General features: G+C 64.7%; 11 protein-coding genes and 1 other RNA gene. 2 read left to right on the top strand and 10 right to left on the bottom strand.

The window, feature by feature from the left end:
- The first annotated feature begins 94 nt into the window (after positions 1-94).
- Together AC4ELS_RS01610 and AC4ELS_RS01605 are read left to right on the top strand one after the other, a co-directional pair.
- Positions 95-1,426, top strand: coding sequence for an aromatic ring-hydroxylating oxygenase subunit alpha (locus AC4ELS_RS01610; RefSeq protein WP_499045429.1), 1,332 nt, complete (start codon positions 95-97; stop codon positions 1,424-1,426).
- Entirely contained in the window at positions 1,423-2,076 is a 654-nt protein-coding gene (locus AC4ELS_RS01605) for a TetR/AcrR family transcriptional regulator (RefSeq protein WP_499045426.1), read from the top strand. Before AC4ELS_RS01610 ends, AC4ELS_RS01605 begins: the two co-directional genes overlap by 4 nt.
- Here the strand turns inward: AC4ELS_RS01605 and AC4ELS_RS01600 are convergent.
- The 10 genes from AC4ELS_RS01600 to AC4ELS_RS01555 all read right to left on the bottom strand — a co-directional run bounded on the left by AC4ELS_RS01600 (position 2,048) and on the right by AC4ELS_RS01555 (position 13,202).
- A complete protein-coding gene (locus tag AC4ELS_RS01600) occupies positions 2,048-3,457 on the bottom strand; it encodes a glycoside hydrolase family 183 protein (RefSeq protein WP_499045423.1) in 1,410 nt (469 codons plus the stop codon). The two genes, AC4ELS_RS01605 and AC4ELS_RS01600, sit on opposite strands and share 29 nt — an antisense overlap.
- A gap of 617 nt (positions 3,458-4,074) precedes the next feature.
- A complete protein-coding gene (locus AC4ELS_RS01595) occupies positions 4,075-6,960 on the bottom strand; it encodes an MMPL/RND family transporter (RefSeq protein ID WP_498883469.1) in 2,886 nt (961 codons plus the stop codon).
- A gap of 110 nt (positions 6,961-7,070) precedes the next feature.
- Positions 7,071-7,805 (bottom strand): YwaF family protein, encoded by a 735-nt coding sequence (locus AC4ELS_RS01590; protein WP_498883468.1) that lies wholly within the window; start codon positions 7,803-7,805, stop codon positions 7,071-7,073.
- Positions 7,806-7,925: 120 nt separating this feature from the next.
- Positions 7,926-8,900, bottom strand: a complete 975-nt coding sequence (locus tag AC4ELS_RS01585) for a cutinase family protein (RefSeq protein ID WP_498883467.1) — start codon at positions 8,898-8,900, stop codon at positions 7,926-7,928.
- A 129-nt stretch (positions 8,901-9,029) separates the two neighbouring features.
- Positions 9,030-9,398, bottom strand: a transfer-messenger RNA (tmRNA) gene (ssrA, locus tag AC4ELS_RS01580).
- A 174-nt stretch (positions 9,399-9,572) separates the two neighbouring features.
- Positions 9,573-10,064, bottom strand: coding sequence for an SsrA-binding protein SmpB (smpB, locus tag AC4ELS_RS01575; RefSeq protein ID WP_064878994.1), 492 nt, complete (start codon positions 10,062-10,064; stop codon positions 9,573-9,575).
- 10 nt (positions 10,065-10,074) lie between these two features.
- Positions 10,075-10,971 carry a permease-like cell division protein FtsX gene (gene ftsX, locus AC4ELS_RS01570; protein WP_064878993.1) on the bottom strand — a complete coding sequence of 299 codons (897 nt, stop codon included), beginning with the start codon at positions 10,969-10,971 and terminating at the stop codon, positions 10,075-10,077.
- Entirely contained in the window at positions 10,972-11,661 is a 690-nt protein-coding gene (ftsE, locus tag AC4ELS_RS01565; protein WP_055112280.1) for a cell division ATP-binding protein FtsE, read from the bottom strand.
- A 45-nt stretch (positions 11,662-11,706) separates the two neighbouring features.
- The gene (locus AC4ELS_RS01560; protein WP_463805825.1) at positions 11,707-12,231 is read right to left on the bottom strand and encodes an Rv3103c family proline-rich protein; all 525 of its coding nucleotides are present in this window, start codon (positions 12,229-12,231) and stop codon (positions 11,707-11,709) included.
- A complete protein-coding gene (locus tag AC4ELS_RS01555) occupies positions 12,228-13,202 on the bottom strand; it encodes a mechanosensitive ion channel family protein (protein WP_064878987.1) in 975 nt (324 codons plus the stop codon). Before AC4ELS_RS01555 ends, AC4ELS_RS01560 begins: the two co-directional genes overlap by 4 nt.
- Positions 13,203-13,205: the final 3 nt, after the last annotated feature.

Raw genomic sequence — 13,205 nt, 5'->3', positions numbered from 1 at the left:
TTGCTCCCTTGAGGCGTGGAGGCCGCTACGGTCGCAATGTAACACCGTTACATTGCGACGTCCCGAGATTCTCCTTCTCAGTGGGAGGTGCCCCATGACCCACAGCTCAACTGACACACACCCGCGGGCTGATGCGATCGGCGAACCGCCGGCACGCCCCACCCGGGTGCCGGCCGAACGCTATACCTCGCCCGCGTTCGCGCGCCTCGAAGTGGAACAGATGTGGCCGCGGGTGTGGCAGCAGGCCTGCACGGTCGATCATGTGGCCCACCCCGGCGACTACTTCGAATACCGTTGCGGCCCCTACTCGGTGCTGATCGTCCGCGGGGACGACGGGGAGTTGCGCGCCTTCCAGAACGCGTGCCGCCACCGCGGCAACACCCTGTGCACCGGTGCCGGCTCCTCACTGCGGGAACTGAAATGTGGCTACCACGGCTGGACCTGGGATCTGGCCGGTGTGCTCAAACGGATTCCCAACCGCAAGGGGTTCGGGTCGGTGCACATGTCCGAGTTCCCGCTGGCGCCGGTGCAGGTCGACACCTGGGAACGGTTGGTCTTCGTCAACCTCGACCCTGCGGCGATGCCGCTGGCCGACTACCTGGAAGCGGTCCCGGGAGACATCGCGTGGTGCGGGCTCGGCGACTTCCGTTGCTACGCAACGATGACCATCGATGTCGAGGCCAACTGGAAGACCATCGCCGACGGGTACAGCGAGACCTACCACGTTCAGACCTTGCATCCCGAGCTGCACCGGTGCATGGACGACGTCTACGCACCCCAGACGATCTGGGGCCACACGGGCAAATCCGAATCGCTGTACGGAGTGCCGAGCCCACGGCTGTCCGGCGCGCTGAGCGACGAAGAGGTGTGGGACGCCTACGTGTACACCCAAGGTGCGCTGATGGGAGTCGCCGAGGGCACCCCGTTCCCGTCGGACCGGCAGTCCCCCGGCCAGTCGGTGGCCGACGTGATCGCCTCGCAGATCAGGGAATTCGCAGCCGGACGCGGCGTCGACATCAGCTGGGCCAGCACCGATCAGGTGATGTGCCTGCACCAATACAACATCTTCCCCAACCTGACCCTGCTCGCCAGTGCCGATCACCTGACGGTGATGACGTCGTTGCCGGGATCGGATCCAGACCGCGGGCAACTGGTGATGACGCTGATGGCCCGCATGCCGGCCCATGCTCCGCGGGTAAACCCGACCGACGTCCGGATGGGCGCCGAGGAGGCGCACCCCGGCGTGGTGATGAGCCAGGACATCGCCGTGCTCACCGGCCTGCAGCGCGGATTGCACCAGCCGGGCTTCACCCACCTCGTCCTGTCCGCCGAGGAGCGCAGAATCATCAACATGCACCGCAACCTTGAGCGCTACCTCGACCTGCCGGACGCCGAGCGCATCGCCGAGGCGGAAGCCGGCGAATGAGTCCGAAGCCGAAGCCGATCGACGCCGACATCATCCTCGATGCGGCGGCCGATCTCATCGAAAAAGATGGGGTGGAAGCGTTCTCGATGCGGGGGCTCGCCGAGCGCATCGGCGCGGCCGTCACGTCCATCTACTGGCACGTCGGGGGCCGCGACGCCCTGTTCGACAGCCTGGTCGACCGTCTGCTGACCGAGATGGCCGGCCTGCCCATGCACGGTGACAGCCCCGTGAATCGAATTGCCGCACTTGCCCGCAACCAGCGCAGCCTGCTGATCCGGCACCAGCATCTACTGGCGATCGCCCACGAGCGGGACCGCACCCCGACGTTGTTCCTGCCCGTACAACAACGGCTCGCCGCCGAACTGGCAGAGCTGGATGTCACCGGAACACGGGCCGCACTGGTGCTGCGCGCCGTGCAGGTGCACGTGATCTCGTCCGCGGTGATGCAGTTCTCAGCGGTCCGCGGCCCCCGGCATCAGGAGGAGGATCCGTCCCTGTGGACCGCCGACTGGCCCGATCAGGCGCTCGTCGCCGCCCTGCAGTCCCCCACCGACTACGACGCGGTGTTCGAGTACGGCCTCGACGCCCTGCTGGCACCGCTGAGGCCGGTCAACGGGCGGGTCAGGGCAACACGGTCTTCATCAGCATGACGTTGTAGGCCGACCACAGCGACAGGTTGTAGTACAACTCCTTGCCCGTCGACCACGGATGCAGATACGGCGCGTAGATGCCGCCAGGGATCTGCGACGACGGCGCGATCAACTGCTCAGGCCCCCACGGGCCCTGCGGCGCCGGCGCGGTCCGCATCACCACATCGTTCATCCCGTTGCCGTACAGCACCAGGTACTGCTTGAGATACGTGTTGTACTGGGCCGACATCTCGCTCACGGGACCCGGGATCACCGGCGTCGCCGCGGCTGGATTGCCCGGTACCCAGGCGTTGTTGTCCGCGTTCCAGTACTCGTACTTGGTGAGGTCCGGGATGAGTCCCGGAGCCACCCGCGCGATATAGGCCGAGCCGCCGCGTCCGTTCGGCGTGCCGAACGTGTAGATGTACGGATCACCGGGACCCGGTTTGAGGAACGCACCCATCTGGAAGTTCTCGTTACCCCCGCCGGGCGGCCGGATCGTCCCGGGGTACACACCCCAGTTCTCACCGTTGTCCGGCGACATCGCGATCGCCGAGAAGTTGGTCGACCACGCGCCCGGACTGTCCCAGTTCCGGATCGACATGAAGTTCAGATATTGATTGCGCCCGACCGAGATTCCCGCCGTCGGGATGATGCCCGTCTCCTCTGGCGCCCGGCCGATGCTGTTGATGATCTGCTTGGAGATGCCCTGGCGCCACACCGGAGAACCGGAGTACTTGTTGGCCACCACACCATCGGGCACGGCGACGGTATTGGACAGCGATCCGTCCTGACTGCGGAACAACGCGTTGTACCGCCACTGTTTGCCGGGAATGCCGCAGTAGCCGTTGGTGTCGCCGAAGGCCATCAGCACCTGCCGGTTCACCGGATCCCCGTTGTCCCACATGATTCCGAGGTCAGTTCCGGTGATGGCGAAGCGTTTGATCGTCTGGTTGGGGCTGTCGGGACCGGTCACCCAACCCACGATCGACGTGCCAGGAGGCGCACCCGGGGCTGGTTGGGCCGCCGGCGCCGGAACCGGCTGAGGCGCCGCGGGGACCGGGGCCGGCTGAGCCGCATTCGGGACCGGCTGAGCGCCACCAGGATTGGGTGCCGGCACCACGGCCGCTTTCTGCCTGACCTGTCCGGAGTTCGGCATCAGCGCCTTCAGAAGGGCCAATGGCAACTGCCCGAGCTTGGGCAGCGGAGCCCGGTCGTTGGCCCCGGCGGGCATATGCCCGATCGGGCGGTTGAGCGGGGCGAGCCGGGACGGCTTGGGAATCTGGAAGGCCTGGTTCGGGAGAGGTTGCGCGGCCGCAGCGGCGCCTTCGCAGGGTTCGGCCGATGCCGATGGCGCCACCCCGACGGCGACGACGAGTCCTATTGCGGCCGCCGCTGCCATCGTCGAAGCACCTCGAGGACGTCGCGACATGTCACACCTTCCCAATGCAGGGACGTCGACATGACGTCACAGTTGGCTGATGTGACGTTAGTGATCAATGGTGTCGATGTGACCAGTGATGCACCGATAGGTATCGTCCCGTGACCGTGTCGCAACCGACGCGGCGTGTTGCTTTCGACCGGGAAATTCGATGTCAACCGCGCGGTACCGCCCGGCGCACCCACGAACACTCCCCACGGGCGAGCGTTCCGCACTACGGTGGGAAGTGGTGGAACTATCGAAACGAGCGAGAGGGATCACCATGGCAGGAACATTCGATCCGAAAAAGGGCGGCAAGTTCGAGCCCACCACGAAGGCCAAGCCGCCGCCACCTCCACGGCCCGGCGGCAACAAGAAGTAATTAGGCGAAACTGCCCACGTGCGAGCGCTTTCAGCTCACACGTGGGCAGTTCCGTTTGCAGGTCAGCTACAGACTTGAACCAACCGGAAAGGCCCGGTGGCACATACCGACGGCGGACCGTATCCGCCATAACCCCAACCAACCCCGTAGGCGGGAGGCGGGGGCGGCGGCGGAAGTGTTCGGTTTCGACTTCCACCAATTACGTTAGATCCGCTTATTAAGTCTGGGCTGTGTAGGCGCTTTGTGTGTTTCCGTCCTGCTGCAGAGACGCCAGGCGTCGCTTCGACGCTGCCGACTGGATGACCTGAGGCCACCAGAACCAACGGCCCAGCAGCGCGGCGATGGCAGGGGTCATGAACGACCGCACGATCAGCGTGTCGAACAGCAGGCCGAGCGCGATCGTGGTGCCCACCTGCGCCATGACCTTGAGATCACTGAACGCGAATGACGCCATGGTGAAAGCGAACACCAGACCCGCCGAGGTCACCACCGAACCGGTGCCCGCCATCGCCCGGATGATGCCGGTCTTCAGGCCACCGGACAGCTCTTCCTTGAAGCGGGACACCAGCAACAGGTTGTAGTCGGACCCGACTGCCAGCAGCAGGATGACCGACATCGCCAACACCATCCAGTGCAATTCCAGGCCGAGGAGGTGTTGCCAGACGAGAACGGACAGCCCGAATGAAGCGCCGAGCGACAGCAGCACCGTGCCGACGATCACCGCTGCCGCCACCACGCTGCGCGTGATCAGCAGCATGATGATGAAAATCAGTGACACCGCGGCGATTCCGGCGATCATCAGATCGTAGAACGACCCGTCCTTCATGTCCTTGTAGGTGGCCGCGGTACCCGCCAGATAGATCTTGGAACCCTCCAGCGGCGTGCCCTTGAGTGCTTCCTTGGCCGCCAGCTTGATCGGCTCCACATGGCTGACGCCCTCCGGCGTCGCGGGATCGCCCTCGTGACTGATGATGAACCGCACCGACTTTCCGTCGGGTGAGATGAAGTTCTTCATGCCGCGCTTGAAGTCCTTGTTGTCGAAGGCTTCCGGCGGAAGATAAAACGTATCGTCGTTGCGCGCCTCGTCGAAGGCCTTCCCCATCGCCGTCGAATTCTCTTGCATGGCAGCCATCTGATCCTGCTGGCCGGCCTGGGTGGCCCGCTGCGTCAGCATCATGGTCTTCATGGACTTCATCGACTCGATCTGCTCGGGCATCAACGCGGCCAGCTGCGGCATCAACGTGTCGAGGTGCTCGAGGTCGGGCACCAGTTCCTGCACGTCGTCGGTCAGGGGGTCGATCCCGTCGAGGGTGTCGAACATCGCTCGGACCGACCAGCACAGCGGAACGCTGGAGCAGTGCGGTTCCCAGTAGAGGTAGTTCCGCAGCGGACGCAGGAAATCGTCGAAATCGCCTAGGTGATCCCGCAATTCGGCAATGTCGAGAGTCATCGTCTTGGTCTTGGCGACCATCGAATGCGTGATGTCGGCCATCTGCAGGGTCAGCTGCGACATCCGTTCCATCGTATCGATGGTCTTCTGCATCTCGTCGGCCTGAACCAGCATGTCAGCCATCCGGTCCTGGTTGTACTTCCGGTTCATCGTGTTGGTAGTGCCCTGCCGGCTGAGCAGGAACGGGATGGACGTGTGTTCGATCGGGCGGCCGTTGGGCCGGGTGATCGCCTGCACCCGGGAGACTCCGGGGACCCGGACGATCCCCTTGGCGATCTTGTCGATGACGAGGAAGTCTGCGGGGTTTCGCAGGTCGCGGTCGGTCTCGATCATCAGCAGTTCCGGATTCATCCGCGCTGCGCTGAAATGCCGTTCGGCAGCCTGATATCCGACATTGGCGGCCAGATCTGACGGCAGGTACTTGCGGGCGTCGTAATTGGTCTTGTAACCCGGCAGCGTGAGCAGGCCGATGAGGGCCAGGCCCAGCGTCGCGGCCAGAATCGGGCCGGGCCACCGGACCACCGCGATGCCGACCCGGCGCCAGCCGCGCGACCGGATACTGCGTTTGGGTTCGAAACGCCCGAACCGGCTGCCGATCACGATGACTGCCGGGCCCATCGTCAGCGCGGCGATCACCGCGACGAATGTGCCCACCGCACATGGCACTCCCATGGTCTGGAAGTACGGCAGGCGGGTGAAGCTCAGACACAGCATCGCGCCGGCGATCGTCATGCCGGACCCGAGCACCACATGGGAGGTACCGCGGAACATCGTGTAGTACGCGGTTTCCCGGTCTTCACCGGCGCCACGCGCCTCTTGATAGCGACCGATCGCGAAGATCGCATAGTCGGTTCCCGCCGCGATAACCATCAACGTCAGGAGATTGACCGCGAAAGTGGACAAACCGATGATGTCGGTGTGCGCCAGGAACGCCACGATGCCGCGGGCCGCACCGAGCTCCATGAAGACCATCAGCAGCACCAGGATCATGGTGGCGATAGAGCGGTAGACGATCAGCAACATCACCGCGATCACCACGAGCGTGATGGCGGTGACCCGCGCGACGCTCTTGTCGCCCGCGTGGTGCTGATCGGAAACCAGCGGCGCTCCGCCGGTCACGTACACCTTGATCCCGGCCGGCGGTGACGACTGGTTGACGATGTCGCGCACCGCGGCCACCGAATCGTTGGCCAGCGTCTCGCCCTGGTTGCCGCGAAGATAGACCTGGACGTAGGCGGACTTGCCGTCGTTGCTCTGTGCACCCGAGGCCGTCAGCGGATCGCCCCAAAAGTCGGCCACATGCTGCACGTGGGCGGTGTCGGCCTCGAGCTTGTCGACGATGCCGTCGTAGTAGTGGTGTGCGTCGTCGCCCAGGGGTTGCTCGCCTTCCAGCACCACCATGGCGTTGCTGTCGGAATCGAACTCCTGGAAGTCACTGCCGATCTTGCGCATGGCGATCATCGCCGGAGCGTCTTTGGCACTCAGACCGACGGTGTGCTCCTCGCCGACCTTCTCCAGCGGCGGGACGAGAGCATTCGTCAGGACCGTCAGGGCCACCCAGCCGAGCAGGATCGGCACGGCCAGCACGCGGATGAAGCGGGCGATGCCCGACCTGTCCGGTCCCGTGCTCGTTTCCGTTGCCTTGGTCTGCACAACCCGCCCCTTCGATCAGGCCACTGTCGCCCGGTGGGACAGGTCGCAAGCGATACACATTCGCAGTCGCGCGTAATATACCTAGCCTGTCAAAGTGTCAGTGTCAATAATCACTTCGCGGGTCCACTGACAGCTACCTCACAGCTACGCCGCACCCGCTCCCACGGCCACGTCATCAACGCCCACACGATCAGCACGATGACGACCTCGGCCAGCAGATACACCGGCCACGGGCCCAGCACGTCCAGCAGTGACGCGGTGGGCGGCTTCCTGTTGAGGTAGCCGTAATTCGCCCCGGTGATCGCGTTGAAGGCGAAGGTGACGGCTCCCCACGCGAGCGTCGCGATGACCGCGAAGCGGTAGTCACGCCACCGTGGTCGCATCCCTCGCCCCCAGGTGAGATAGATGGCCGCCCACACGACGAGCACGTGGAGCGCGAAGAACGTGAGGAACAGGTGATGGGGGAAGTCCGGAGCACCGTCTTTTGCCGTGCCGATGTCCGGCGTGATCAAAGCCTGTGAACTCAGGACCAGGCCCCAGAAATAGGTGAGGACGAAGGCCCAATGCCGTTGCGACCACAGGGCATACGCGGCTGCCAGTTCGGCCAGGTCGCACAACTGGAGCGGCACCGAGTTGTCGATGGTGGGGTCGGCCAGCTTGTAGGCCAACGCCACGAGAAAAGCCGCGATGAGCGCAACCGCCAGGACACGGCTAAGGATTCGGGCCTGCGCTTGCGTCTGCCGCCGGCCGATCACGACCAGCAGCACCGCGCCGAGGACGAACACCGCCAGCACCACCAGGTGCGACGGGCCGTACGCCGAGAACTCGCGTTGTGCACTGGACAATTCGATCAACTCCCCCGTTTCATCGCAGGGAACGATTACCCATGATCGCAGGTGGGGACGCGTCTCTGCGCTGAAAACGAAGAAGGGCCGCATCTCTGCGGCCCTTGCCCCGTGGACTACCTAGACCCACCCGATTCCGGCAGGCGGTGCGGACGGCGCGGGTGTCGACGAATCGGACCCGGGTGGCTGCGTTCCGTATCCGGGTGTCTCCGGGCTGTACCCCGGCGCTGGGGCGTACCCCGGTTGCGGACCGTGCAGCGACGTGTCGGGGCCGGAGCCCGGCAGTGGGCCATACACCGGCGTCGGACCGGACCCCGGCAACTGGCCGAACTCAGGCAGCTGACCGTAATCCGGCAGCGCGGGACCGTACCCGGGCAGCGACTGTCCCGAGCCGGCGAGCAGCTTCGACGCGATGAATGATGCCGCCTGGGTGGTGTACACGGGGACGTAGCCCTCGGTGTGCCCGCTCCATTCGTTGCCCTGGCCCTCGTGACAGATCGGATCCATGGGGTTGCACAGGTCGATCGCCTTGGACCCGTACAGTGCGCTCTGGGTTGCTATCGATTGCTTGGTTCGGGTGCCCACGTCACCGAAGGTGGTGATCGCCACGACGTTGTCGGCGTATTCACGCGGCAGCGAATCGCCCCACGTGATGTTGCCCAGCGGGTTGCCGGCCACGATGTTGATCACACTCGCGCCCTGCGAATAACCGCCCAGCACGATCTTGGTGTCGGGACAGGAGGACAGCGTGGACTTGATGTGGGAAATCGCGTCTTTGGCGCCGTCGCCGCCGTGCAACTGCAGCTTGCTGGCCTTGTAGTTGACCCCGTAGGAGTCGATCTTCATGCCGGCGGTCTGCTTGCGCAGCGCATCGACGAGAGCATCGCCGACCCGGCCCATACCGGCCGGCTCATCGGTGCCCCGCGCGAAGACGACTTCCGCATCGGCGCAGTCGGCGGCCGACGCTACCGGCGGCGCGGTGAGCCCCACGAGTGGGATTCCGGAAGTGAGAAGTGCAGCAGCGCCAAGCCCGACCCAGCGACCACCTGACCGCGCACTGCCCTGCTGAGGGCGACGTTTGCGGTGAGAAAACATGCCTCAATCTAACCCGTAACCAGGACGAGTGGACTCATGTGTGGGGCCGGCCGGCCCGGACTGGGTGGTGACAAGGTGATGAAAGAAAAAGAAACAGGTCAGGGATTAGATCCCTGACCTGCATCTTCTCGGTGGAGCTGCCGGGAATTGAACCCGGGTCCTACGGCATGTCCTCGAGGCTTCTCCGTGCGCAGTTCGCTGTGCCTCTACTCGGATCTCTCAGTCACGCGAACAAGCCGAGATGACGATCCCAGTCGCTGTTTGATGTCCCCACGGGTTCCGCGACCGAACCCGTGGGTGGGTCCCTCTAGCTGATGCCAGGGTCCGGGCCGAGGGCGCTCCCGGTCTGACAGACACGCAGTCGCTTAGGCAGCGAGTGCGTAGTCGCGCTGATTGGAATCGGCGCTTAATTGGTTGCAACGACGCTTACGGTGGTCTCTTGCCTGCACCGGCACGCTTCCCTTGATTCGATGCGCGAAGTCGAAACCGATCAGCCCCTCGCATCCCTGCCGGATCTCGGCAGGACAGTCAATGGTACGCCAAACCCAACGGCCAACGCCAAGTGATTATTCCGCGGCAGTTTCGTGTCGTGCGCGCCCGCCGAGCGCGCGCAAACGGCCCGCCAAATATGGCGTGTCGGGCAGCAGACACGCACGCTGGCGGTGCAACGAACTACGACATGCCCTTGGCGCGGCGGCCCAACTCGCGGGTGATCTCGCGGTCGGCGTCACGCTTGGCCAGATCGTGGCGTTTGTCGTGGGCCTGCTTGCCGCGGGCCAACGCCAGCTCGACCTTGACCTTGCCGTCGGAGAAGTACATCGACAACGGGACGAGCGTCAGGTTGCCGTCGCGGATCTTGCCGATCAGGTTGTCGATCTCCTTGCGGTGCAACAGCAGTTTGCGGTTGCGCCGCGGCGCGTGGTTGGTCCAGGTGCCGTGGTGGTACTCGGCGATGTGCACGTTGCGCAGCCAGATCTCACCGTCGTCGACGGTGGCGAACGCGTCGGCCAGTGAGGCCTGTCCTTCACGCAGACTCTTGACCTCGGTACCCATGAGCGCGATGCCCGCCTCATAGGTATCGAGGATCATGTAGTTGTGCCGCGCCTTGCGATTGCTGGCCACAATCTGCTTATTGCCGGCGGGGCTGGACTTCTTGGTCGCCACTAGTTCACGACTACCTTCGTATGTAGAGCCGCAGCGTCACGTACGCGGTAATCCCGGACATCGCCAAGCCGAGGAACAGCATCCATGGTGCGCTGAAGTAGAGCACGTCAGCGTAGTCGACCCTGGCAATCAAATTCGACTGATAAAACTGGTCGAGCGCCTTCTCGAGGAACACCGCGCGCACGACTATCAGGCCCACGATGGCGATCACCACACCGATCAAGGCCGCGATCATCGCCTCCACGAGGAACGGCAACTGGGTGTACCAGCGGGTCGCACCGACCAGGCGCATGATGCCGATCTCGGTGCGCCGCGTATACGCGGCCACCTGGACCATGTTGGCGATCAGCAGCACCGCACCGACCGCCTGCACCAGCGCCACCGCGAACGCGACGCTACTGAGCCCGTCGAGCACGGCGAACAGCCGGTCGATCAGGTCCTTCTGGTTGAGCACGTTGAGCACACCGGGCTGACCCTGCATCGCCTTGTCGAATGCCTCGTGCTGCTCAGGGTCGTTGAGCTTGACGATGAACGACGCCGGGAACGCGTCCTTGCCCGCGACATCCTTGTACTGCGGGAACTTCTTGATCGCATCGTCGTAGGCCTGCTCGCGATTGAGGAAGCTCAACGAGCGCACGTCGTCGCGGTCGTCGATCATGCGGTACAGCGCCTTGCACGCTTCTTCGTCGCAGTTCGGGTCGTTGGCCGAGATGTCGTCGGTCAGGAACACCTGGCTCTCGACGCGGTCCAGGTAGATGTCGCGGGACTGATCGGCCAACCGCACCACCAGCAGACCGCCACCGAACAGGCCGATGGAGATGGCGGTGGTCAGGATCATCGCCACCGTCATCGTGACGTTGCGACGAAGTCCGGTCAGAACTTCATTGACAAGAAAGCCGAAGCGCACTTAGCGATCCATTCCGTAGACGCCGCGCTGCTCATCACGGATCAGCCGGCCGAGTTCGAGTTCGACGACCCGTTGGCGCATGGAGTCGACGATGTGATGGTCGTGGGTGGCCATCAGCACCGTGGTGCCGGTCCGGTTGATCCGTTCCAGCAGGTCCATGATGTCCTTGCTGGTCTCCGGATCCAAGTTTCCGGTGGGCTCGTCGGCGATCAGGACCAGTGGGCGGTTGACGAAGGCCCGCGCGATGGCGACGCGCTGCTGCTCGCCACCGGACAGTTCGCTCGGCAACCGATTGGCCTTGCCGGACAGGCCGACCATCTCCAGCACATCCGGGACCACCCGGTTGATCACCTCGCCACGCTTGCCGATCACCTCGAGCGCGAACGCCACGTTCTCGAACACCGTCTTCTGCTGCAACAGGCGGAAGTCCTGGAACACGCAGCCGATGACCTGACGCAGGCTCGGCACGTGCCGGCCGGCGAGCTTGTTGACGTGAAACTTCGACACCCGGATGTCACCGGAGGTGGGCGTCTCGGCTGCCAGCAGCAGTCGCATGAACGTCGACTTGCCCGAACCCGACGGGCCGATCAGGAAGACGAACTCACCCTTGTCGATTTTCAACGAGACGTCATCGAGCGCTGGGCGCGCCGAAGACTTGTAGTGCTTCGTCACGCGGTCGAGGGTGATCATCACGGCACGCCAGTGTAGCGGGGCGGAACTATCCGGCAGGTCAGGCTATCGCGGCAATGTCGGGGCCACCGACTCCTGGCCGGGTAGCGGCTGCTCGGCAGGCGGGGCCGGCGCAGGCGCAGGCCCCAATGGCAACGTGATGGGCGGGAGCAGTCCCGGACCGTCCGGATCGAACACCGTCGTCCGCGGAGCACCCGGTGAGGGCGTGGTGGTGGTACTGGTCGACTCTCCGGGCACCGGCTCGGTCGGAGTGGTGGTCTCCGTCGTCGTCGGTGTGGTCGTCTCGGTCGTCTCCGGCGTCTCCGTCGGCGTCGTCTGCGTCGTCGAACGAGGGGTCTGCAGCTTGGTGCGCGGCACCCAGGTGTAGTCGGGATCGGGCACGAACCCGGGCGGGACCACCTGGGTATCAGGCGACTGCGGCGCGGTCTGCTTGGGCCGGTACTCCTGCTGCAGCCACGACAGCGCGATGAACGCCACGATCAGCACCACCGTCGAGGTGCGAACCCGACCCAGCCTGCTGCGCCAGAGCCTGTTGGCCGCGTCGGTCAGCTTGGTGAAGTCGGGTTTCACTTCTTCGACTCCTGAGCCGATGCCGGAGGCGCGGCGACCGTCTCGGCGACGGCTGCCGGATGGATGACGTCCCCGGCAGCGGCGACCGACGCGCCTGACGAGGCCACACCGGCCCGGCGCAGCGCGCGCACGACCCGTATTCGCAACCGCCTGCCCACCTCGAACTGTTTGCCCGGCAGGGTACGGGCGACCATCCGCAAGTTCACGGTGTCGACTCCGAGGCTCTCGATGCCCATCAATTGCGGCTTGTCGAGCAGCAGCTTGGACAGCTCGCCGTCTTCGGCGGCCTTCTCGGCGACATCGTTGAGCACGTCGTTGACCATGTTGAGATCGACCGTGGACGGTATCGGTATGTCGACGACCGACCGTGCCCAGTCCTTGGACAGGTTCAGCGCCTTGACGATCTGCCCGTTGGGCACGGTGTACATCTCGCCTTCGGAGGACCGCAGCTTGGTGACCCTCAGCGTGACGTCCTCGACCGTGCCCTCGGCCTCGTTGGCCGCGGCGATGGTGAGTCGGACCAGATCACCGAACCCGTACTGCTTCTCGGTGATGATGAAGAAGCCGGCGAGCAGATCCTGCACGATCCGTTGGGCACCGAAACCGAGGGCGGCACCGAGCACCGCGGCCGGGGCGACCAGGGAGGCGATCGGTACCGCGAGCGCATCGGTGACCTCGACGAGCACGATGATGAACAGGACCGCCACCGACACCCAGGAGATCACCGAGGCGACGGCCTGCCGGTGCTTGGCGCTCTCCGAGCGCACCAGCTGGTCGCTCTCCTGATATTCGGCGTCGATCCGGCGCACCACCCGCTGCGCGGCCCAGTTGATGAACCGCGCGGCGAGCAGGCCGCCGATCAACAACAAGGCGATGTGCAGTCCGGTGGTCAGGATCCACACGCCGATCTCGCCGACCCAGAAATCGTGCCAGCGGTCGGCGAGAGGAAGGGCGAGCACGGTATCAGTCATCGT

Source organism: Mycobacterium shunyiense (genome assembly GCF_058270035.1).
Note: the sequence above shows the minus strand (reverse complement) of the source record. Positions and strands in the feature narration are given on the sequence as shown.